Consider the following 21,918-nt stretch of genomic DNA (forward strand, 5'->3'; position numbering starts at 1 on the left):
GCATCGATCACCATGCCCTTGTCCAGGATCACCTCGATGACATCGGCGAGACTGCTCGGCGCCGGCCTCTCCAGGTAGCCGCCACCCCGGCGCTGCGTCGCCTGAACCGTCATCGCTGCCCGAGCCCGCCGCGCGCCCCCATGGACGCGCCGGACGGCTCCCTCCTGCCGGCGGCGGTACCCGCCTCGCGAGCGGACTAACCGGGTCGAGAGGCACGGGGCAGTCGGTCGCCTTTCCACAACGTCGTGCGTGACCGATTGACGACAGCATCATTTGCAGGTTCTCATAGGCAAACGCACGCAAATGCAAGGATCTCGGAATGAACGATGCGAACGCGAACTCGAGGGCACGGTGCCTTCTCGTCTGGCTCGCCGTGACTGCGGTGGTCGGCACGTTCGCCGTCGCGCTGCTCCCCCTGCCGGTCAGCCTCGACGGCTCCTTCGACGCGCTGCTCGTGCGGCTCTGCTCCTGGGCGCTGCTGGTCTGCGCGGGCTGGTTCTGGGTAGCGACCACCGTCGTGGTGCTCGCAGCCCTGGCCGTGCCCGCCGGCCATGCACCGCGCGCGGTCCGCGCGGTCCCTGCGCCGGTGCGCCGAATGATCCTCGCCGCGTGTGGCGTCGCGCTCACGAGCGGGATCGCGGCGCCCGCGCTCGCCACTCCGGGCGCCGTGCCGGCGGATCTACGCGACCACAGCGGCCGCGTCGTGATCGCCGGACTCCCCTACCCCGACCGCGCCGTTCCCGACCAGGGGGCGCGCCGTCAGCCGCCGGCACCGCCGCCTCCCGCGCGGCGGGCGCTGGCCGTCGTACGCCCGGGAGACACGCTCTGGTCCATCGCCGCCGCCCGACTGCCCGACGACGCGACCGACGCGCGGATCGCGACGGCGTGGCGTGAGCTCTACGACCTCAACCACGACGTCATCGGCGCCGACCCCGATCTCATCGAACCCGGCCAGCACCTCACGCTGCCGCCCTCGTTGCACCTGCCCTCGGAAGGAGCCCCGTCGTGAGCCACCAATCAGAACCCGTCGCGGGGTCGCGCGCGCAGGCCATGTCGCCGGTCGTCCCGCTGCCCGCACCGCGCACTCCTGGCGTGCCTGTCGCCGAGGTCCAGGGCACGCTGGCGCTCGACCTGCAGCCGCGGCAGGACCCACCGCACGGTCTCGACGCGGAGATCGTCCCGATCGAGCGCGGTCGCCACGGCGACCTCAGCGCGTGGGCGGGCAGGTTCGCGCAGGCGGCCGTCGAGATCATCGGCGGCGACCGTCCGGTCACCCAGCTGCTGCGCTGGACCTCCGAGGAGGTCTACGCCGACCTCGGCCGCCGCGCCCAACTCGTCGCCCGCGCCGGGCACCACCAGCCCGGCCAGGCGCGCGTCCAGCCGGTCCGCCCGAAGGTCGCCGGGGTGCACGTCGTCCCCGTCAGCGACGGCGTCGCCGAGGTCGCTCTCCGGGTCCGCTACGGCGTGCGCTCGCGCGCGATCGCCGCCCGCTTCGAGTGGGTCGACGAGCGCTGGGTCTGCACCGCCCTCGAGTTCGCCTGACCGTCGACGTCGGCGTCACGAGCGTCGTCCCAGTGCGGGCCTGAACGAAGTGGCCCCCGCCAGGCGGAGGAGCGAAGGCGGTCTGGGAGCGAAGCGACCGGCGAGCGACGACAACGCCGCGGCGTGCGTGCTGGGGCGACGATCAGCCGTTGACGCGGGCGCTCAGGCCGGTAGGCCCACCGGGGCGGCCGTGGCACTGCTTGAACTTCTTGCCCGAGCCGCAGGGGCAGAGCTCGTTGCGGCCGACCCCGGCGTAGGGGTCGTCGGCGTTCGTGACGGTGGTGCCGCTGGGCTCGGCCGTGCCCTGCTCGTCGGGACCGGAGTAGGTCAGCTGGGTCGGCGCAGAGGGACGGTCGAGCCCCTTGGCGTGGATCTGCGGCGACGCGGCGCGCAGGCTGGCCGAGATCTCCTCGAGCCCCGTCCCGTCGACGCCGACGGCCACCGGCGGCTCGGCCAGGGCGCCCTCGTGCATCGGACCGGCGTGCCGGGTGCCGTCGGGGTGGTAGTGGAACGCCTGCTCCTCTTCGACCTGGACCTCCAGGTTGAACAGGAAGCCGACCGACTCCTCCTTGATGCCGTCCATCATGGCGCCGAACATGTCGAAGCCCTCGCGCTGGTATTCCACGAGCGGGTCGCGCTGGGAGTAGGCACGCAGGCCGATGCCCTCGCGGAGGTAGTCCATCTCGTAGAGGTGCTCGCGCCACTTGCGGTCGAGGACCGAGAGGACGACCTGACGCTCGAGCTCACGCATGACGTCCTCGCCGACCTCCTCCTCACGTCGGTCGTACGCCGCCTGGGCGTCCTCCTTGAGCGCCTCGATGACCTCGTCGCGCTCGAGGTTGGCCTTGTCGCCACCGGCCTGCTCGATCAGCTCGGCGGCGGTGATGGAGACGGGCCAGATCTGACGCAGGTCGGTCCAGAGCTGGTCGAGGTCCCACTCCTCGGCGTACTCCTGGGTGGCGCCCGTGACGACTCCGGTGACGACGTCGTCGATGAAGGTGCGGATCTGCTTCTCCAGGTCGGCGCCCTCGAGGACCTCGCGGCGCTCGGCGTAGATGACCTTGCGCTGACGGTCCATGACGTCGTCGTACTTGAGGACGTTCTTGCGCGAGTCGAAGTTCTGCGCCTCGACCTGGGTCTGGGCGTTGGCGATCGCGTTCGTGACGCGCTTGTTCTCGATCGGGACGTCGTCGGGGATCTTGAGCATCACGAGGATGCGGTCGACCCAGTCGGACTTGAAGAGCCGCATGAGCTCGTCCTGCAGGGAGAGATAGAAGCGCGACTCGCCCGGGTCGCCCTGACGGCCGGAGCGGCCGCGAAGCTGGTTGTCGATGCGGCGCGACTCGTGGCGCTCGGTGCCGATCACGTAGAGGCCGCCGGCCTCCTTGACCTGCTCGTGCTCGGCCGCGACCTGGTCCTTGATCCGGTCGACGGTCGGCTGCCAGGCCGCTTCGTACTCCTCGGCGGTGTCCCCGGTCGGCAGCAGCCCGCGCTTGCGCAGCTCCTGGTCGGCGAGGAACTCGACCGAGCCACCGAGCATGATGTCCGTGCCACGGCCTGCCATGTTGGTCGCGACCGTGACGGCGCCCTTGTGGCCCGCGAGCGCGACGATCTTCGCCTCGTCGGCGTGGTACTTCGCGTTGAGGACGGTGTGCGGGATGCCCTTCTGCTTCAGCAGACCGCTGAGGTATTCCGACTTCTCCACCGAGACCGTGCCGACCAGGATCGGCTGACCCTTCTCGTTGCGCTCGGCGATGTCCTCGACGACGGCGGCGTACTTCGCCTCCTCGGTGCGGTAGACGAGGTCGGCCTGGTCGACGCGCTGCATCGGCTTGTTGGTCGGGATCGGCACCACACCGAGCTTGTAGATCTTGTCGAACTCGCTCGCCTCGGTCATCGCCGTACCGGTCATGCCGGAGAGTTTCTCGTAGAGGCGGAAGTAGTTCTGCAGCGTGATGGTCGCCAGGGTCTGGTACTCCTCGCGGACCTGCACGCCCTCCTTCGCCTCGATCGCCTGGTGGAGACCCTCGTTGTAGCGGCGGCCGGCGAGCATGCGGCCGGTGTGCTCGTCGACGATGAGGACCTCGCCGTCCTGGACGACGTACTCCTTGTCGCGGTGGAAGAGCTCCTTGGCCTTGATGGAGTTGTTCATGAAGGAGATGAGCGGGGTGTTGACCGAGTCGTAGAGATTGTCGATCCCGAGGTGGTCCTCCACCTTGGTGATCCCCGGCTCCAGGACCGCGATGGTGCGCTTCTTCTCGTCGACCTCGTAGTCGACGTCCTTCTCGAGGGTGTCGGCGACCCGGGCGAACTCGTCGTACCACTTCACGTCGTCCTCGGTGGGACCCGAGATGATGAGCGGCGTGCGGGCCTCGTCGATGAGGATCGAGTCGACCTCGTCGACGATCGCGTAGAAGTGCTCGCGCTGGACGAGGTCGTCGACCGAGCCCGCCATGTTGTCGCGCAGGTAGTCGAAGCCGAGCTCGTTGTTGGTGCCGTAGGTGATGTCGCAGGCATACGCCGCGCGCCGCTCCGCCGGGGTCATCTCCGGCAGGATCACACCCACCGAGAGGCCGAGGAAGTGGTGGATACGTCCCATCATCTCGGACTGGAACTTGGCGAGGTAGTCGTTGACCGTGACGATGTGGACGCCCTTGCCGGCCAGCGCGTTGAGGTAGGCCGGCAGCGTCGAGACCAGCGTCTTGCCCTCACCGGTCTTCATCTCGGCGATGTTGCCGAGGTGGAGCGCCGCACCACCCATGATCTGCACGTCGTAGTGACGCTGGCCGATGACGCGCTTCGCGGCCTCACGGACCGTCGCGAAGGCCTCCGGCATCAGGTCGTCGAGGGTCTCGCCCTCCTCGAGGCGGCGCTTGAACTCCGCCGTCATGCCCTGCAGCTCCTCGTCGGACATCGCGACGAAGTCGTCCTCGATGGCGTTCACAGCCTTGGCGATCGCTTCGAGCTGGCGGAGGATCTTGCCTTCGCCGATGCGGAGGATCTTGTCGAGAATGGCCACGGGGTTGGGCTCCTACTAGCTGCAGACAGGGTGGTACGCCGGGTAGCGCGCTCACTCTACCTACGCGATGGTCGCCACCCCACCCTGACAGGCGAACCCGCCCGGATCGCCCGCCAGCGCTGCCGCGACCCCGGTCGGCCGGCCTCGGCGCTCGGGGCGTCCGCCCCAGTCATCCGGCCGACTCATCCGGCCAGCGCGGTCTCGGCGAGCAGAGCAGCCGCGAGGTCGCCGCGAGGCTCGACCACGATCCCGGCGAGGCCGAGCCACCCGGCGAGCCGGACCAGCTCGGCGGCCAGCTCGGCGGCCGTGTCGGGCGGCGCGCATTCCTCGGCGTATGCCGCCTTGACGAGCAGCAGGCCCGCCTTCCGGTCGGCCTTGAGGTCGACCCGCCCGACGAGCCGGTCACCGAGCAGGAACGGGAGCACGTAGTAGCCGTGGACGCGCTTGGGCTCCGGCACGTAGATCTCGATGCGGTAGACGAAGTCGAAGAGCGCCTCCGTCCGGGCCCGCTCCCACACCACCGGATCGAACGGGCTCAGCAGTGCGCGCGCGTCCAGACGTCGCGGCAGGCGCGCGTCGCGATGGAGGTACGCCGGCCGGGTCCAGCCCTCGACCGTCACCGGGACGAGCTCGCCCGCCTCGGTGAGCGCCGCCACGGCCCGAGCGGTGTCCGCCGCCGGCATCCGGAAGTAGTCGGCGAGGTCGCGCAGCGTCGCCACGCCGTGGCTGCGGGCGGCGCGGCGGACGAGCTCGACGTGGGCCTCATGGACCGTCGGGGTCGGCGCCTCGAGATGGACCCTCGGGATCACCCGTTCGGGCAGGTCGTAGAGGATCTCGAACTGGCTGTTGCGCCCGGCGATCGCGAGGTCCCCGGTGGTGAAGAGGTAGTCGAGCACCCGCCGGGTCGTGGACCAGTTCCATCCCCAGTGGTCCTTGCGGCGCGGCAGGCCGTCGTCGAGATCGCGGGCGGTGCTGGCTCCGCGCTCGCGCACCTCGGCGAGCAGGCTCGCCTCCAGCTCCGGGTCCTCCTCGAGCACCCGCCACTTGCCGCGGCGGGCGCGATAGTGGTCCATGCGCCAGCGCATGTGGGGCCACAGCTCCACCGGCATGAAGGCCTGGACGTGCGCCCAGTACTCCACCATCCGGCGTGGGTGACGCTCGCTCGCGCGGCGCAGCAGGTCGACGTCGTACGCCCCCATGCGGGAGTAGAGCGGCATGTAGTGGGCTCGCTGCAGCACGTTGACGCTGTCGACCTGCAGCACCGCGGTGCGCTCCAGCGTGCGCTGGAGGGTGCGCATCGTCGGCGTGGCGTGCGGCTTGTCCCACGCCGCGTGGAACCCCTGCGCGGCGAGCGCGATCCGACGGGCCTGGGCGAGGCTGAGCGACTCCACGGCAGCAGCGTACGGATCATTCCGGACGGGTCTGCTCCGGAATCGACGCACCCGTCAGGGGAGGTCGAGAAGCTTCTCCTTGACGGCATACATGACGGCCTCCATCCGGGAGTGCAGCTGGAGCTTCTCGAGGATGTTGCGGACGTGGTTCTTGACGGTGTTCTCGGAGATGAAGAGCTGCTTGGCGATCTCGCGGTTGTTGAGCCCCTTCGCGACCAGCCGCAGCACCTCGAGCTCGCGCTCGGTGAGGCGAAGCCCGGGGACGTGGTTGCGCTCGGGCCGCGACATCTGCTTGAACTCGTCGATGAGCTTGACCGCCATCGACGGCGAGATCAGCGACTGGCCGTCGGCGACGACCCGGACGGCCTGGGCGACCTCCTCGATCGAGGAGTCCTTGAGCAGGTAGCCCGAGGCACCGCTCTTGACCGCCTCGTAGAGGTCGGCCTCCTCGTCGGAGACGGTCAGCATGATGATCTTGGCCGACGGAACCGCCTGCTTGATCGACTGACAGGCCTCCAGGCCGGTGCGCTTCGGCATCCGGATGTCGAGCAGGACGACGTCGGGCGCCGAGGCCGCCGCGAGGGTCGCGCCCTCGTCGCCGTCGGCCGCCTCACCGACGACCTCGATGCTCTGCTCGGCGCTGAGGAGCATGACGAGGCCGCGACGGAAGAGCTCCTGGTCATCGACGACGATGACACGGATCGGCTCAGGATCGGTGGTCGTGGGGGACACCCCCGCATCATGACACGTCCGGGCCGTGCCGTTGGGTGTCTTGTGATCAATCGGGCGCCGCGGGAGTGGCCCGGACGGGCACTCCCGCGGCGCCGCGGTCGTCGGTCAGGGACGGATCGCCGCGGTCAGAACGTGTCCTCCCGCTGGAGGGCGATCACGCCGTAGTCGTAGCCGCGCCGCCGATAGACCACCGAGGGGCGCTCGGAGTCCTTGTCGACGTAGAGGTAGAAGTCGTGCCCGACCAGCTCCATCTCGTAGAGCGCCTGGTCGAGCGTCATGGGCGTCGCGGTGTGCACCTTCTCGCGCACGACCAGCGGCCCCTCCCCCGTCACGGTGATCGGACCGACCTGATGCTCGATCGGTGCCTCGTCGCTCGTCTCCTTCTGCACTGCGAGGTCGTCGACGGGTATGTCGGCGAGCGCCTGACCCACCGAGACCGGGGCGCGGCGTCCGCGATGGACACGGCGCCGGTCGGCGGCCCGTCGCATCTGCGCGGCCATCTTGTCGACGGCGAGGTCGAGCGCACCCATCTTGTCCTCCGCACAGGCTTCGGCACGCACCACCGGCCCCTTGGAGAAGGCGGTCAGCTCGATGCGGACGGCCCCCTTGTGCTGGCGCGGGTTGGGTTCGCAGTCGACCTCGACGTGCATGCGGATGATGCGATGGTCGTGCTTCTCGAGCCGACTCAGCTTCTCGGCGACGTGCGTGCGATACCGGTCGGAGACTTCGCAGTTGCGAGCCGTGACGACAACTTCCATGAGTACCTCCAGTTGAGCCCTCGTGGCGACCGTCTCCCCCAGATGGACGACGGCCGTGGTGGGTGGAGAGGAGTCCGTCCGGCCGACCTGGTCTTCGACCCCACAATCGCCTGCTGAGGCTTCCGCAGCTTCTCTGCCACTACCGGCCTTCTCCCGCCCGGCGCCGTATCTGACGACGAGGACGAGGCAGGACTTATGTCTAAGCCGCACCGTGATCGTCCCTCCCCGGTGACCGGAAGAGAGGACTTACGTGGACCGTTTCGCCTGCGACTGGCATCGGCTAGTCGCTCACGCGCCCGGAAACCAGGCGCCTGAACGACGCAACCACGGACCCGGACGGACTCCATTCACACACGTTAGACCGCCGGGTGCCGGGACGAAATACCCAGACACGCGAGGCGGGCAAAGTCACCGCACCTCAGCAGGCGGCGGAACGCTTCGCCGTGGCGGCGACGGCAGCCACCGCCAGCACCCGCAGCCCGACCGACTCCAGCGCGCGCTGCGCCTCCCGCGCCGTCGAGCCGGTGGTCACCACGTCGTCGCAGATCACGACGAGAGTCCGCGGACGGCGTCGCGCCAGCCGTCGCAGCGCCGGGGAGGGACAGGTCATCGAGCCGGCGAGGTTCGCCGCCCGGTGCGCGGCGTCGAGGCCGGCCTGGTCGACCACGCCCGGCCGCGTCCGCAGCAGGCGTACGGCGGCCACCTGCCGTCCCTCCCGGCGCAGCAGCCTCGCGGCACGGTCGGTGACGACGTACGTGCTGTCGAGCCCGCGCTCGCGCACGCTCGAGGGACGCGACGGCACCGGCACCAGGACGACGGGCACGTCCACGCCGGTCATCGCCTCCCGCACGGCGAGAGCCATCAGCCGGGCCAGCGGCGCGGCCAGACCGAGCAGACGCCGCTCCTTGAGGCCGAGCACGAGCTGCTTGACGGTCCCGTCGTACGGCGCGGCGGCGACCGGACGCACGAGGCCGGGCGGCGACGGCGTCGGCCACGCGGTGCGCGCGACGGTCGGCAGGCCAGCGCGACAGTCCGGGCACAGGAGGCGGCCCGGCCGCGCGCAGCCCACGCAGGCGCCCCCGAGGACGAGGTCGGCGTAGGCGTCGCGCAGCGTCGGCCGCGCCGGCGGGACGGGCTGGGTCACCCCACGATGGCACCAGCCGGTCGGCGACCGCGCAACCGCCGTCGAGGTGACCTGTGGAGACCGCAGCGCGGTGGACCCCGGTTCAGCCGACGTAGGTGATGGCGCTGACCTGCTGGCCACGGATCGTCCGCGCATGCCCGGAGAAGTCGATGAGCCGCCCGGAGGCGGTCTCGACGTAGAGGACCGCGTTGTCCGCCGGGGACCCGACGAGGGCGACCACCCGCGCGCCGACCGTCAGCGTGGCCGCGGAGAACGCGGCCGCCGAGCCGTCGACGGGCAGGATCTGGAGCAGCGCCTCCCGGGACAGCTGCTGGAGGACGACGACCGAGGTGGTCGAGTGCCAGGCGATCCCCTCGATCCGGCTTCCGCCCTCGGCCGGGTTCGAGATCGCGAACGCCCGGCCGCCGCGCTCGACCCGTCCGCCGGTGTCGGCGTGCAGCCGGCTCGCCACGACCACCGTGCGTCCGTGGTCCCGCACGACCGCCACCAGCCGGGTGCCGTCGCGGGAGACCAGGAACGTCTGGACGTCGTGTCCGGTGATGCCCGGGATCCGCACCCGCTGGAGGCGGCCACCCTGCAGATAGGAGACGGCGGCACCGGTCCGGGTGCGGTCGACGAGCCACAGCCGCCCGGCGTAGTCCCAGGCGGGCCGGAGCAGGTCCTGCCCTCGGACCGGCGTCGGGTGGACCGTCCCGGTCGCATAGAGGGAGCCGAGCAGGACATGGCGGCCGTCGGCGGTCACCGCGGCGGCCCGGTCGCCGGTGATCGAGACCGCCAGGGAGCGTACGGCGTGCGAGCCGGAGCCCCAGCCGCCCGCGACCGGCACGAACTTCCGGTCGGCGTTGTAGGTGACGACCACGCCGTCGCGCAACGCCCAGACGCCGTCCGACGCGGAGTAGCCGGTGGGGTCGTACTGCTCGAACCCGCCGACCGGCACGAGGGCCGGTCCGGCGCCGGGGTAGACCGGGCGGCCGTCGATCGTGAGCCTGATCGAGCGGATCTCATCGTCCTGGCGCAGCGTCCAGGCGAGCTGGGCGAACATCAGCCGGATGGAGGACTTGCTCTGCTCGCCGAGGTCGCCGGTGAGGTCGACCTGGGCGACCCCGTCCGCGGAGACCGGGACCGACAGGCCCTCACCGACGCCCGTGGGCAGGAAGGTCCGCACCACGCCGGCCAGCTTGCGGTCGGGAGGTCGCAGCAGGTCGCGCACCAGCGCCGTCGCGAACTGGTCGCCACGGGGGATGAAGACCGGCGTGGGGACCAGCATCCGGCCGGTGGAGTCGAAGTAGTAGAGCGACGCCTGGGTGAACCGGGACTCGAACCACGACACCGGGACCACCAGCGCGTTGGGCGCGGAGGAGATCCGCCACTCACCCTGCTCGCGCACCAGCTCGAAGGCCAGTCGGCTCTGCGCCGGCGGCACAGGGCCGTCCCAGGCGCCCTGGCGGTCCAGCCGGTTGGCGCCGGCGAGGTCCACGGTGACCTTCCGGGTGCCGTGCGGGGTCGACTTGTCGCCGTACGTGATCGTCTCCTCCTGTGGGTTCCAGGAGGAGGCCAGCTCCTTGCTGAGGTAGTGCCGCGCCGTCGTCGTCTGCAGCGGCGTCGCCTGCATCGCGTCGAGGAAGCCGGCGACAATCTCCGACGGGATCGCACCCGGCGTGGGCGGGCGCGGGTCGAGCTCGAAGCCCGCGTCGTGATGACCGGCGGAGACCTTCCCGGTCTCGTGCACCGGGCCGGACTCCGGCAACGAGATCCCGCAGGCGGAGAGCAGCACGAGCACCGCGAGCAGCGGGCCCAGCAGCGGCCTGGGCAGCGCGCTCCGGCGGCAGCCGGTCATCAGGTTCCGACCGTGGCTCACGACACCTCCCGGGCCTCGGCGGCGTCGGCCGGGACCAGCGGCAGGGGGCTGTGCCGCAGGACCGCTCCGGCGTGGCGCGGCAGGGTCAGGCGGAACTGGGCGCCCTGCCCGGGGCGTCCCCAGGCCTGGAGCCAGCCGCCGTGCAGGTGGGCGTCCTCGAGCGCGATCGCGAGGCCGAGCCCGGTTCCGCCGCTGGACCGGTCGCGGGCGGGGTCGGCGCGCCAGAACCGGTTGAACACCATCGCCGTCTCCCCTGGTGCGAGCCCGACGCCGTGGTCGCGGACGGCGACGGCGGCCGCGTGGTCGTCGCTCGCGACCCGCACCTCGATGCGGTCCGATTCCTTGGCATGGTCGATCGCGTTGCTGACGAGGTTGCGCAGGACCCGCTCGACCCGGCGTACGTCGACCTCGGCGATGCACGCGTGACCCGGCTCGATCACGGTCAGCTCGACCCCCTGCGCGGCGGCGAGTGTGGCGTGCTGCTCCCCCACGCGTCGGGCGACGGTGACCAGATCGACGTCCTCGAGATCGAGGATCGCCGCGCCCGCATCGAAGCGACTGATCTCGAGCAGGTCGACGAGCAGCCCCTCGAAGCGGTCGAGCTCGGTCTGGAGCAGCTCGGCGGCGCGGGCCGTGGCGGGGTCGAAGGTGTTCCGCGCGTCGTGCAGCATGTCGGCGGCCATCCGCACCGTCGTCAGCGGCGTGCGCAGCTCATGGGAGACGTCGGAGCTGAACCGACGCTGGACCCGGGAGAGCTCCTCGAGCTGGCGGATCTGGTTCTGCAGGTTCGTCGCCATCTGGTTGAACGACACCGCCAGCCGGGCCAGGTCGTCCTCGCCGCTCACCTGCATGCGCTGCTCGAGTTGGCCCGCGGCGAGCCGCTCAGCGACCCGGCGTGCCAAACGGACCGGCGTCACGACCTGCCGGGCCACCAGCCAGGCGGCGACCGCCATGAGGATCAGCAGCAGGCCAGCCGCCAGCAGCAGCCCCCGCGTCACGAGCGCGAGCGTCTCCTGCTCCTGGTCGAGCGGGAAGAGGAAGTAGAGCGTGTAGGTGCGGCCGTCGGCCGGCAGCACCACCTGGGAGCCCACCGCGACCCCGGGGACGGTCCGCCCGTCCCGGTCGCGGATCGCGGTGTAGGTCCACGCCGGCAGGGCACTGTCCGACGCGAAGTGCTCCTCCAGCGAGGTGGGCACACTGCGGGTGTCGAGATCCGGGGTGTACTCCGCGCCGCCGTCGGCGATCCGGCCGCTCGAGCCGCCCACCGGTCCCACCATGACGACGTCGAAGCCGCGGGTCAGACCGCGCTGGATGATGGGCTCCACCAGGTCGCGCCGCTGGCCCGAGGAGTCGACGTCGATGCCCGACGCCGCGCTCAGCCGGCTCTGCGCGTCGGCCACCTCGTCGGCGACCTCGGAGACGACGACGTCCACGCGGTGGTTGAGGAGCCCGGTGCGGGTCTGCTCGAGCAGCACCCAGCCCACCGCGCCCGAGGCGAGCACCGTGAGGAGCACGATGCTCGCCACGACCCGGGCCTGGAGGGAGCGGCGCCAGAACGTGAGCATCCGGCGCACCGGTCGCAGGACGCGCCGCCCCACCCGCGGCGTCGGCACGCCGAGGGGTGAGCGGCGCGCCGTACGGGTCACGCCGCGCCGGCCTTGTAGCCCACGCCTCGCACGGTCACGACGATCTCCGGGCTCTCCGGGTCGTGCTCGACCTTCGAGCGCAGCCGCTGGACGTGGACGTTGACGAGACGGGTGTCGGCGGCGTGGCGATAGCCCCACACCTGCTCGAGGAGGACCTCGCGCGAGAAGACCTGATGAGGCTTGCGCGCGAGGCAGACCAGCAGGTCGAACTCGAGCGGCGTCAGCGCGATCGGCTCGCCCTTCCGGGTGACCTGGTGACCGGCGACGTCGATGCTGAGGTCGCCGATGGTGAGCTGCTCGGAGGAGGGGGTGTCGTAGCGGCGTACGCGCGCACGGATGCGCGCGACGAGCTCCTTCGGCTTGAACGGCTTCACGACGTAATCGTCGGCGCCCGACTCCAGGCCGACGACCACGTCGACGGTGTCCCCCTTCGCGGTGAGCATGACGATGGGGACGCCGGACTCGTGCCGGATCTGCTTGCAGACCTCGATGCCGTCCATGCCGGGCAGCATCAGGTCGAGGAGGACGACGTCGGGACGGTAGCCGCGGAAGACGTCGAGGGCTTCGTCGCCGCGCGTGACGACCTGGGAGTCGAACCCCTCCTGGCGCAGGACGATCGCAAGCATCTCCCCCAGCGAGGCGTCGTCATCGATGACGAGCACGCGTCCGCGGGTGGTCGGGTCCGCCGATTGGCTCATGTGAGCGATTGTGCCAGTGGACGCGCGCGTACGACGACGCCGGCCGTCTCCGCGTGGAAGACGGCCGGCGTGACGGTCGAGTCGACGCCAATGGCGGGTCAGGCGCATGCCCCTGGAGCGGCAGGACGCCAGACCAACCGGACCGGCACCCCACCCGACCGCGAGCGCGGCAGCGCGGCGCCCGCCGCGAAGCGGCACGGGCGAAGCCCGTTCGCGACGCGCTCGCGCAATCAATACCGGTAGTGGTCCGACTTGAAGGGGCCCTCGACGGGGACCCCGAGGTAGTCGGCCTGCTCCTGGGTGAGGGTGGTGAGCTCGACGCCGAGGGCGCCGAGGTGGAGGCGGGCGACCTCCTCGTCGAGATGCTTCGGCAGGACGTGGACGCCGAGGGCGTACTCGTCGGCCTTGGTGAACAGCTCGATCTGCGCCAGCACCTGGTTGGTGAACGAGTTGGACATGACGAACGACGGGTGACCGGTCGCGTTGCCGAGGTTGAGCAGGCGGCCCTCGGAGAGGACGATGATCTTCTTGCCGTCGGGGAAGATCCACTGGTGGACCTGGGGCTTGATCTCGTCTTTGACAATGCCGTCGATGCGCGACAAGCCGGCCATGTCGATCTCGTTGTCGAAGTGGCCGATGTTGCCGACGATCGCCTGGTGCTTCATCTTCTCGAAGTGCTCGACCCGGATGATGTCGAAGTTCCCGGTCGTGGTGACGAAGATGTCGGCGGTCTCGACGACCGACTCGAGGCGCTTGACCTCGTAGCCGTCCATCGCGGCCTGCAGGGCGCAGATCGGGTCGATCTCGGTGACGATGACGCGCGCGCCCTGGCCGCGCAGCGACTCGGCGCAGCCCTTGCCGACGTCACCGTAGCCGCAGACGACCGCGACCTTGCCGCCGATGAGGACGTCGGTGGCGCGGTTGATGCCGTCGATGAGCGAGTGACGGCAGCCGTACTTGTTGTCGAACTTCGACTTGGTGACCGAGTCGTTGACGTTGATCGCGGGGAAGAGGAGGGAGCCCTCCTTGAAGCGCTCGTAGAGACGCAGGACACCGGTGGTGGTCTCCTCGGAGACGCCCTTGATGCCGTTCGCGATGGTGGTCCAGCGCTGCGGGTCGGCCTCGAGCGAGCGGGCGAGGACGCGCAGCACCTCCTTGAACTCGACGTTGTCGGTGCTGTCCTGGGACGGCACCGCGCCGGCCTTCTCGAACTCGACACCCTTGTGGACGAGGAGCGTGATGTCGCCACCGTCGTCGAGGAGCATGTTGGGCCCCTCGCCGCCGAAGTCGAAGACCTGCTCGGCGAGGTCCCAGTACTCCCCCAGCGTCTCGCCCTTCCAGGCGAACACCGGCGTGCCCTTCGGGTCCTCCGGCGTGCCACCGGTCTCGGGGCGGCCCACGACGACCGCGGCGGCCGCATGGTCCTGGGTGGAGAAGATGTTGCAGGACGCCCAGCGCACGTCCGCGCCGAGCGCCGTCAGCGTCTCGATCAGCACGGCGGTCTGGATGGTCATGTGCAGCGAGCCTGCGATCCGCGCGCCCGCGAGCGGCTGCGACGCGGCGTACCGCTCCCGCATGGCCATCAGGCCAGGCATCTCGTGCTCAGCGAGCGTGATCTCCTTGCGGCCGAACTCGGCCAGGCTGAGGTCCTTGACCTTGAAGTCCATCTGGTTGGTTTCCTTCTGGATCGGGCGTGTCTGCGTCGCGCATCTGCACTCGTCGGGATCTCCCACGCGGACCACGTCAGACTACAAGCGGGACGCCGCGCCCGCTGAAATCCGCGGAGCGGATCCCCGACCTGCGGCACCGACGCCGGAGCAGCGGTGGATCAGTGCCCGGCGCGACGCGGCACGAGGTGGAGCGCGCCCATCACCGCGAACCCCACGACGAGCCCGATCAGGGCGGAGACCACGGTGTTGAGCAGCCAGCCGAGGGCACCGCCGACGACGGCGACGTGGTGGCCGAGGCTGTGCTCGGCGTGGTGGACCTGGTCGTAGAGCCAGTGCCAGCCGGCGTGACCGGAGCCGGCGGCACCGTCGAGGTCGTTGACGCCCGTCAGGAGGATGTGGCCGCCGACCCAGAGCATGGCCGCGGTGCCGACGACGGAGATCACGTGGAGCAGCACCGGCATGCCGGCGACGAGTCCGCGGCCGACCCGCTGCGCGGCCACCGAGGCGCGCCCGGCGAGGTGGAGGCCGACGTCGTCCATCTTCACGATCAGCCCGACCACGCCGTACACGAGGATCGTGATGACGACCCCGACCACCGCAAGGATCGCGAGTCGTGCCCAGAAGCCCTCGTCGGCGACCTCGTTGAGCGCGATGACCATGATCTCGGCGGAGAGGATCAGGTCCGTGCGTACGGCGGTCGCGACCAGCGCCCGCTCGGCGTTCGCACCGGCGCCGGCCGCCACGGGCAGGGCGTGGTCGTCGTGCCCGCGCAGGCGGCCCCAGATCTTCTCGGCCCCCTCGAAGGCGAGGTAGCAGCCACCGACCATGAGGATCGGCGTCAGGGCCCACCCGGCCCACTGGCTGAGGACCAGTGCCACCGGCAGGATGATGAAGAGCTTGTTCTTGATCGAGCCGACCGCGATCCGCTTGACGATCGGCAGCTCGCGCGCGGGCTCGATCCCGTGGACATACTGCGGGGTGACGGCGGTGTCGTCGACCACCACACCGGCGGCCTTCGCGGTCGCCCGGCCTGCGGCCGCGCTCACGTCGTCCATCGACGTGGCGGCCATCTTCGCCAGGGCGGCGACGTCGTCGAGGAGGCCGAACAGGCCCGCGCTCACCGGGAGGCTCCCGTGATCTCGGCAGTACGGCGGGCGTGGCGGGCGCTCGTCATGGGCGAAGGGTAGCCGACCCGCTCCCCGACGTCCGCGGACCGGGCTCTAGCGCACGCCGACGAGCTCGGGCTCGGGGCCGGGCCGCGGCGGCTGTCCGGCCTCCTGGCCGACGAGGTCGTCGGCCAGGACGTGCAGCTGCACCGCCCGGTCGAGCTCGCTCTCGGCGTACGACAGCGGGTCGATCGCCTTCTCGAGTCGCCCGGCGACCCACTTCGAGGCCAGCAGCAGGGCGACGGCCGCCGCGCCCACGATGGTGAGCGGCAGCCCGATGGCGGTGTGGGCCTGCGCCCAGTCGTCGTACGGCGAGTAGCCGACCGCCTTCACCACGAAGCCGTGGCACAGGTAGACGACCAGGCTCGCCGCGCCCATGCGGGTGAACCAGCCACCGGCGCGCGGCACGAGCGCGAGCGCCGAGAACGCGCCGACGACCCCGAGAAGCAGCACGGCGGCGCGCAGCAGCAGGACCGGGTGCCCGTGGGTGTCGAGATGGGCGTAGGTGTAGCTGTAGAGGTACCAGTGCGTCTCGCCGACGCGGGCGGTGAGGCCCGTGGCGAACCAGACGCCGACCAGCGCCGCGACGGCGGCGACCCGGGCACGGGGGTGACGCAGCAGTTCCATCGTCCGCGGCGTCAGGCACAGGCCGATGGCGTAGAACGGCAGGAAGCCGAGGATGCGCCGCAGGTCGAGGTAGTCGATGTCGAGGAAGCCCCCGACGAGACTGAGACCGACCGCGACGCCGAGGGCCGCCGGCCCGAGCCGCCGCAGCGGCGGGGTGAGGAGGCGCCAGAAGAAGAGCGCCGGCAGGAACCACATCGGCCAGTGCGGCACGAGCCAGAGGTTGTGGAAGTCCTCTCCGCCCACGAGGTGACGGAAGACGGCGAGCGCCCCCTCGATCAGGATGTAAGGCACCACGAGTCCGCGGACGAGTGACCACAGCCGCTGACGGCTGTAGGTGAAGTTGCGCGAGAGGTAGCCCGTCACCAGCACGAACGCCGGCATGTGCCAGGCGTAGAGGAAGTCGTAGAGGTGGTCGGCGAGCGGTGACGCCGCCTTGATCATCACGAGGCTGTGACCCACGACGACGAGGGTCACGAGGGCCATCTTGGCGTTGTCGAACCACGGATCCCGGGAGCTCATCGACCCTTGTGTACCCACCGGGTCTGAGAACCACTCTCAGGATCCGTCGCCGGAGGCCTCAGCCCGGAGACGGCTCAGTCGTCGACGAGGCCCAGGCGGAGATACTCCGCGGCGTAGGTGCCGTGGAGCAGCAACGAGGCGTAGCGGGCGACGTCGCTGGAGGCCTCGGCGGAGATGAGCTCGACACGGATCCCGCGGCCGTCGGCGACCGAGACCAGGCTCTGCCGCTGCTCGACGCAGACCGGGTCCTGGTTGCCGTCGTCGAGGACGACGAGGACCGGACGCGGCGCAGCCCTCTCCTCCTCCGAGAACGGGTCGTCGAAGACGTCACGCGGCCGGGTCGCCTCGAGGAGCGGCACGAGCTGGTCGGCCTCGCCCGCGATCGCCGTACGACCGGTGACCCGGCGCAGCGTCTCCGCCAGCCGGCGCGCGGCCCGGGCGGCGAGCACGGAGCCACCCCACACGACCGGCGCGGCGTCGGCGAGTGCGATGGCGAGCATCTTGGCCGGGTTGACCGCCAGGTCACGGTGGGGCGAGCAGGCGATCGCCACGTGGTCGAGCGCCTCGGCGACGAGGTCGGCGTCGGTCGCGGGCCCCAGGGCGAGCCGGTCGAGGAGGCTCAGCATCACGACCGCGACGGCGAGCTGGTCCCCGCTCGTGGTGGGAAGCAGCGTCGCGTCGCGACCGACGGCGTGGTCGGCGACGTGGGAGACGGGCGGGCAGGCGACCACGACCCGGCAGCCGCGGCGGACCGCCTCCGCGGCCGCGCTGGCCGCGCCCGGGTCGGATCCGTCGGGCGCCAGGACCACGACCAGGTCGAGGCTGCCGGCCCAGCCGGGCAGGCCGGGATGGGGCCACGCGACGAACGGCACCGGGCAGAACGGCTCCAGGACCGCGCGCAGCAGGCGCGAGTCGGGGCCGGCGGCGACGACCGCACGAGGCCGGCTGTCGCCGCTGCGCGCCACCGCCTCGCCGACCGCGTCGGCGGTGGCACTGGCCTCGCGGCGTACGCGTGCCCCCGACTCGGCCAGGGAACGGAGTCGCAGGTCGACCGTCGCGAGCGCCTGCTCGTCGTCGAGCCGGGACTCGTCGAACCAGATCACGTCGCGCTCCCCCGTCGCTCAGGCGCCGGCAGCGTCCCGGGGACGGGCCTCGTCGACGAGGAGGACGGGGATGCCGTCGCGGACCGGGTAGGCGAGACCACAGCTGCCCTGGCACACCAGCTCTCCGCCCTCGGCGGTCTCGACCGGCAGCAGGTCACCGTGGCACTGCGGGCAGACGATGATCTCGAGCAGCTTCTCGTGGAGTCCAAGCGTCGGGTTGGTCATGCGGTCGTGTCCTTCCGGATCCTGGCGAGCACCTCATCGCGCACGCGTTCCATGGTCCCCACGTCCCTGCCCTCGACGTTGAGCCGCAGCAGCGGCTCGGTGTTGGAGGGACGGACGTTGAAGGTCCAGTCCGGGTGCGACACGGTGAGACCGTCGAGGTGGTCGACGGTCACCCCGTCGAGGCCAGCGTAGGCGGTCTCCACCTCGGCCATCACGGCCGCCTGCCCGTCGGCGCCGCCCGGGACCGTCGAGTTGATCTCGCCGCTCACCGGATAGCGGGCGTACGACGCCAGCAGCTCGCTCAGGGTGCCGTCGGTCTCCGCGAGAGCACCGAGCGCGTGCAGCGCCGCGAGCATCCCCGAGTCGGCCCGCCAGAATTCCCGGAAGTAGAAGTGTCCGCTGTGCTCACCGCCGAACACCGCGTCGGTCTCCGCCATCCGGGCCTTGATGAACGAGTGGCCGACCCGGGTGCGGACCGGGACGCCGCCGTGCTCCTCGACGATCTCGGGCACGGCGCGCGAGGTGATGAGGTTGTGGATGATCGTCGCGCCCGGCTGCTTGACGAGCTCGCGGGCGGCGATCAGCGCGGTCAGCGCCGACGGGTTGACCGCGACCCCACGCTCGTCCACGAGGAAGCAGCGGTCCGCGTCGCCGTCGAACGCGAGGCCGACGTCGGCACCCTCCGCCAGGACGCGGGCCTTGAGGTCGGTGAGCGTCGACTCGTCGAGCGGGTTGGCCTCGTGGTTCGGGAACGTCCCGTCGAGCTCGAAGTAGAGCGGCACCAACTCGACCCGGTCGGCGCCGAGACGGTCGAACACCGCGGGGGCCGTATGGCCGGCCATGCCGTTGCCGGCGTCGGCGACGACCTTCAGCCGGCGGCCCGAGACCGGCGCGAGCGAGAGCAGGTGGGCGGCGTACGCCTCCAGGACGTCGGTCGTCTCGATGGTCCCCGGCACGGAGGCCGGGACGAAGGAGGGACCGGCCACGCCGTCGATGACCAGGTCGCGGATCTCCGCGAGCCCGCTCTCGAGCCCGATGGGCACGGCGTGGGCGCGGCACATCTTGATGCCGTTGTATTCGGCCGGGTTGTGGCTGGCGGTGAACATCGCGCCGGGCAGGCCGAGGTGGCCGGAGGCGAAGTAGAGCTCGTCCGTCGAGGCGAGCCCGATGAGGACGACGTCGGCACCCGCCTCCGTCGCGCCGTCGGCGAAGGCACCGGCCAGCCCCGGCGAGCTCGGTCGCATGTCGTGACCGACCACCACCCGCGACGCACCGACCACGCGCACGAACGCACGCCCCGTGGCGCGCGCCAGGTCCTCGTCGAGCTGGTCGGGGTAGGTGCCTCGGACGTCGTACGCCTTGAAGACGGCACGGACGGAGGCGGGGTCGATCCGGAGTTCGGCCATGGTCCGAACCTTAGCGGCCGACGACGCCCGCCCGCCCCGGTTCCCCACAGCCGGCCGCGACCGGTGACCTACTCGCTGGTCAGCACCCGCAGGTGGCCGCGGCGCGCGGTCTCCCGGGAGCCCTCCTCGGCCGGCGGGACGTGCCGCGGAGCGGGCGCCGGACGGGCCGCCTCACGGACCGCGTCGGCCAGCGCGAGCAGGTCGTCGCCGCGCGGCCCGGGGTCGACGGGCTCGCGCGCGAGGCGCAGCACCTCCCACCCGCGCGGGGCGGACAACCGCTCGGCGTGCTCCTCGCACAGGTCGTAGGCGTGCGGCTCGGCATAGGTCGAGAGCGGTCCCAGGACGGCCGTCTGGTCGGCGTACACGTAGGTCAGCGTGCAGACCGCGGGGCGGCTACAGGCGGTACGCGAGCAACGACGGGCTGGGGTCACGCGGTCACGCTACTCCCCCGCATCGACGCCTCCGATTAGGCTCGCGGACATGAGTCGCAGGAGGGACCGGCACGGCCGTGGCATGCGCGGGCCGGGGGTCGTGCCGGCGGTGCCGGGGACGCCGATGATGCGCACCCGGCGGGAACGGTTCGACGACCTCGCGCTGGGGATCGTCGAGGAGATCGACGAACGCTGGCAGGACCGGCTCGGCCTGGTCGAGTACGCCGTCGAGGACACGCCGCTGGTGCCCGACGGCTGGACCGACGGCTGGCACGACCACCCGGTGCCGCTGGCGTCGCTCGTCCGCGGGTCCGGCGCCACGCCGACCCGCCTCGTGCTCTTCCGGCGCCCGATCGAGCACCGCTGCGAGACCCGCACCGACCTCGAGGCGCTCATCCTCACCGTCGTCGTCGAGCAGGTGGCCGAGCTGCTCGGCATCGAGCCTGAGCGGGTCGACCCGCGCTACGACGACGACGCCTGACCTGGCCGGCGACCGGGTCCGCGGTTCACCGGAGCCCGGGTGCCACCGCCGGCATCTCGGTCGCCGTGACCAGTTCGCGGAAGGGTACGACGGCAACGCCGCGCCCCGAGAGCAGGACCGAGGCGGTGACGGCCGTGCGCTCGGGCCGCAGCTCGACGATCGCCGCCTTCGCCGGGACGTCGACGTACGCCCCCTGCTGGGGCTGCACGGCCACGCGCTTCGAGGCGAGCTGGCGTCCACCGGCGGTGCGGCTGATCAGGGTGATGGCACCGACGTGGGTCGCCCCGGCGATCGCGACCTTCTTCGTGTCGACGCCCGTGCCCGCCGGAAGCACCAGCGCCGTCGGGGCGCTCACCGAGGCTCCGGGGCCGGTGATGGCGAGATCGCCCCCGTTGACGGTGCGCAGGGAGGCCGTGACCGGTCCGGTGGCGTCGACCTCGAGGCCGTAGGCGTCGCGGGCGACCGAGGCGTCGAGGATCTGGGACAGATCCACGGTCCGCACCGTCTGCGGCGGCAGCGTGACGCTCGGCGCCCGTGCCGGCGCCAGCACGGAGTCCGGCGTCACCAGCTTGATGGAGGCGCTGACCTGGTCGTCGCCACCATTGGCGAGCGTGAGGGTGTGGGCCTCTCCCGCGTGCGGCACGCCGAGCAGCAGCGTCTGCGTCGCGGGCGTGGCCTGCGGCGGCAGCCACTCCTCGGAGCCGCTGCTGACCAGCTGTCCGGAGCGGTCGCGGACGTCGATCGCGGCTTGGCCCCGCACGACCGTGGCATGGACGGCGAGGATCCCCGTCCACGGCATGACCTTCGCGAGGTCGAAGGTGCGGGTCTGCCGGCCGGGGACCGAGATGCCGCGCAGCTTCTGGGCGTAGGCGGCGCCCTGGGGCTGCTCCTCGAGGAGGCCCTTGCGGGTCAGCACGCTCAGGTCCACCGTGGCGGAGCCCTTGTTGGGGTTGGTCAGCTCGATCGTGGAGTTGTGGGCGGCGCCGGCGCCGAGGCCGGTGAACCAGGCGTCGGCGATCGGCGGCGCGCAGTCGGTCGCGGCCACCGGACCCGTCGAGCCCCGGCCCGCCAGCAGACCGGGCGCCGAGGCTCCCGTCGCCGAGAGGACGACGCCGCCCTTGCCCGCGCGGGCGTCGGTGACCCGGCCGGCCGCGACGTCGAGCGTCGCGCCGTCGCCGGTGGTGACGGTCCCGTCCGTGCCGAGCGTGGCGAGTCCGACCCGGTCGGCGCCACGCATCGCGTCCGGACAGATCAGCGTCTGGGACCGCAACGGCCCCTCGGTCGGCTGCTGCGCCGCCTGGGTCCACGCGTCCGGCCGGGTCAGCAGGAGCGCCACCGCAGCCACGACCGGCAGCACGATCGCCAGCACGAGGGTGAGGTCGAGCCGGCGCCGCAGCGTCCCGCGGCGCACACGTCCCTGGGTCTCGCTCATGCGGCCCCCTCCGTCAGAAGAACGACAGAGTACGGACGCGGCCGCATGAGATTTTCGATGGTCGCTCGCT

At 71.5% G+C, this 21,918-nt stretch carries 19 protein-coding genes; 3 read left to right on the plus strand and 16 right to left on the minus strand.

Annotated elements, in window-relative coordinates; all coding sequences use genetic code 11:
- Window positions 1-319 precede the first annotated feature (319 nt).
- Complete coding sequence (locus AB3X52_RS18250; protein ID WP_367995529.1) at window positions 320-1,009, plus strand: LysM peptidoglycan-binding domain-containing protein; 690 nt, start codon at window positions 320-322, stop codon at window positions 1,007-1,009.
- Window positions 1,006-1,542 carry an Rv3235 family protein gene (locus tag AB3X52_RS18255; protein ID WP_367995530.1) on the plus strand — a complete coding sequence of 179 codons (537 nt, stop codon included), beginning with the start codon at window positions 1,006-1,008 and terminating at the stop codon, window positions 1,540-1,542. Before AB3X52_RS18250 ends, AB3X52_RS18255 begins: the two co-directional genes overlap by 4 nt.
- Before the next feature lie 142 nt (window positions 1,543-1,684).
- Here AB3X52_RS18255 and secA read toward each other — a convergent pair whose 3' ends face one another.
- From secA to AB3X52_RS18330, 15 genes are all read right to left on the minus strand, one after another.
- The gene (gene secA, locus AB3X52_RS18260; RefSeq protein WP_367995531.1) at window positions 1,685-4,561 is read right to left on the minus strand and encodes a preprotein translocase subunit SecA; all 2,877 of its coding nucleotides are present in this window, start codon (window positions 4,559-4,561) and stop codon (window positions 1,685-1,687) included.
- 182 nt (window positions 4,562-4,743) lie between these two features.
- Complete coding sequence (locus tag AB3X52_RS18265) at window positions 4,744-5,952, minus strand: winged helix-turn-helix domain-containing protein (protein WP_367995532.1); 1,209 nt, start codon at window positions 5,950-5,952, stop codon at window positions 4,744-4,746.
- A gap of 54 nt (window positions 5,953-6,006) precedes the next feature.
- Window positions 6,007-6,684 (minus strand): response regulator, encoded by a 678-nt coding sequence (locus tag AB3X52_RS18270; protein WP_367995533.1) that lies wholly within the window; start codon window positions 6,682-6,684, stop codon window positions 6,007-6,009.
- Window positions 6,685-6,809: 125 nt separating this feature from the next.
- Window positions 6,810-7,442 carry a ribosome hibernation-promoting factor, HPF/YfiA family gene (gene hpf, locus AB3X52_RS18275; RefSeq protein WP_367995534.1) on the minus strand — a complete coding sequence of 211 codons (633 nt, stop codon included), beginning with the start codon at window positions 7,440-7,442 and terminating at the stop codon, window positions 6,810-6,812.
- 418 nt (window positions 7,443-7,860) lie between these two features.
- Window positions 7,861-8,586 (minus strand): ComF family protein, encoded by a 726-nt coding sequence (locus AB3X52_RS18280; RefSeq protein ID WP_367995535.1) that lies wholly within the window; start codon window positions 8,584-8,586, stop codon window positions 7,861-7,863.
- Between the two features lie 82 nt (window positions 8,587-8,668).
- Entirely contained in the window at window positions 8,669-10,444 is a 1,776-nt protein-coding gene (locus AB3X52_RS18285) for an LpqB family beta-propeller domain-containing protein (RefSeq protein ID WP_367995536.1), read from the minus strand.
- A complete protein-coding gene (mtrB, locus tag AB3X52_RS18290) occupies window positions 10,441-12,090 on the minus strand; it encodes an MtrAB system histidine kinase MtrB (RefSeq protein ID WP_367995537.1) in 1,650 nt (549 codons plus the stop codon). The genes AB3X52_RS18285 and mtrB overlap by 4 nt, the downstream gene beginning before the upstream one ends.
- Entirely contained in the window at window positions 12,087-12,788 is a 702-nt protein-coding gene (mtrA, locus tag AB3X52_RS18295) for an MtrAB system response regulator MtrA (protein WP_367995538.1), read from the minus strand. The genes mtrB and mtrA overlap by 4 nt, the downstream gene beginning before the upstream one ends.
- 230 nt (window positions 12,789-13,018) lie before the next feature.
- Entirely contained in the window at window positions 13,019-14,455 is a 1,437-nt protein-coding gene (gene ahcY, locus AB3X52_RS18300) for an adenosylhomocysteinase (RefSeq protein ID WP_367995539.1), read from the minus strand.
- Window positions 14,456-14,616: 161 nt separating this feature from the next.
- On the minus strand, window positions 14,617-15,579 hold the full coding sequence (locus AB3X52_RS18305; RefSeq protein WP_367995540.1) for a DUF808 domain-containing protein: 963 nt from the start codon (window positions 15,577-15,579) through the stop codon (window positions 14,617-14,619).
- 99 nt (window positions 15,580-15,678) lie between these two features.
- Window positions 15,679-16,770, minus strand: a complete 1,092-nt coding sequence (locus AB3X52_RS18310; RefSeq protein WP_367995541.1) for an acyltransferase family protein — start codon at window positions 16,768-16,770, stop codon at window positions 15,679-15,681.
- Window positions 16,771-16,844: 74 nt separating this feature from the next.
- Window positions 16,845-17,873 (minus strand): SIS domain-containing protein, encoded by a 1,029-nt coding sequence (locus tag AB3X52_RS18315; RefSeq protein WP_367995542.1) that lies wholly within the window; start codon window positions 17,871-17,873, stop codon window positions 16,845-16,847.
- Between the two features lie 18 nt (window positions 17,874-17,891).
- Window positions 17,892-18,098, minus strand: coding sequence for a Trm112 family protein (locus AB3X52_RS18320; protein ID WP_367995544.1), 207 nt, complete (start codon window positions 18,096-18,098; stop codon window positions 17,892-17,894).
- Complete coding sequence (locus tag AB3X52_RS18325; RefSeq protein WP_367995545.1) at window positions 18,095-19,504, minus strand: phosphomannomutase/phosphoglucomutase; 1,410 nt, start codon at window positions 19,502-19,504, stop codon at window positions 18,095-18,097. Before AB3X52_RS18325 ends, AB3X52_RS18320 begins: the two co-directional genes overlap by 4 nt.
- 68 nt (window positions 19,505-19,572) lie before the next feature.
- Complete coding sequence (locus AB3X52_RS18330) at window positions 19,573-19,935, minus strand: DUF3499 domain-containing protein (RefSeq protein ID WP_367995546.1); 363 nt, start codon at window positions 19,933-19,935, stop codon at window positions 19,573-19,575.
- Between the two features lie 49 nt (window positions 19,936-19,984).
- Between AB3X52_RS18330 and AB3X52_RS18335 the strand changes: the two genes are divergently transcribed.
- Window positions 19,985-20,416, plus strand: coding sequence for a metallopeptidase family protein (locus AB3X52_RS18335; RefSeq protein ID WP_367995547.1), 432 nt, complete (start codon window positions 19,985-19,987; stop codon window positions 20,414-20,416).
- A gap of 25 nt (window positions 20,417-20,441) precedes the next feature.
- On the opposite strand, the gene AB3X52_RS18340 is transcribed toward AB3X52_RS18335, so the two are convergent.
- Window positions 20,442-21,848, minus strand: a complete 1,407-nt coding sequence (locus tag AB3X52_RS18340; protein ID WP_367995548.1) for a DUF5719 family protein — start codon at window positions 21,846-21,848, stop codon at window positions 20,442-20,444.
- Window positions 21,849-21,918: the final 70 nt, after the last annotated feature.

The sequence above is a fragment of the Nocardioides eburneus genome (assembly GCF_040838215.1).
GTDB lineage: Bacteria > Actinomycetota > Actinomycetes > Propionibacteriales > Nocardioidaceae > Nocardioides > Nocardioides eburneus.

Bases quoted from the DNA above. Each gene is read 5' to 3' on its own strand.
- mtrA (WP_367995538.1), bottom strand. From the start codon at position 12,788: ATGAGCCAATCGGCGGACCCGACCACCCGCGGACGCGTGCTCGTCATC.
- ahcY (WP_367995539.1), bottom strand. From the start codon at position 14,455: ATGGACTTCAAGGTCAAGGACCTCAGCCTGGCCGAGTTCGGCCGCAAG.
- AB3X52_RS18335 (WP_367995547.1), top strand. From the start codon at position 19,985: ATGAGTCGCAGGAGGGACCGGCACGGCCGTGGCATGCGCGGGCCGGGG.
- AB3X52_RS18320 (WP_367995544.1), bottom strand. From the start codon at position 18,098: ATGACCAACCCGACGCTTGGACTCCACGAGAAGCTGCTCGAGATCATC.
- AB3X52_RS18250 (WP_367995529.1), top strand. From the start codon at position 320: ATGAACGATGCGAACGCGAACTCGAGGGCACGGTGCCTTCTCGTCTGG.
- hpf (WP_367995534.1), bottom strand. From the start codon at position 7,442: ATGGAAGTTGTCGTCACGGCTCGCAACTGCGAAGTCTCCGACCGGTAT.
- AB3X52_RS18310 (WP_367995541.1), bottom strand. From the start codon at position 16,770: ATGAGCTCCCGGGATCCGTGGTTCGACAACGCCAAGATGGCCCTCGTG.
- AB3X52_RS18325 (WP_367995545.1), bottom strand. From the start codon at position 19,504: ATGGCCGAACTCCGGATCGACCCCGCCTCCGTCCGTGCCGTCTTCAAG.
- AB3X52_RS18340 (WP_367995548.1), bottom strand. From the start codon at position 21,848: ATGAGCGAGACCCAGGGACGTGTGCGCCGCGGGACGCTGCGGCGCCGG.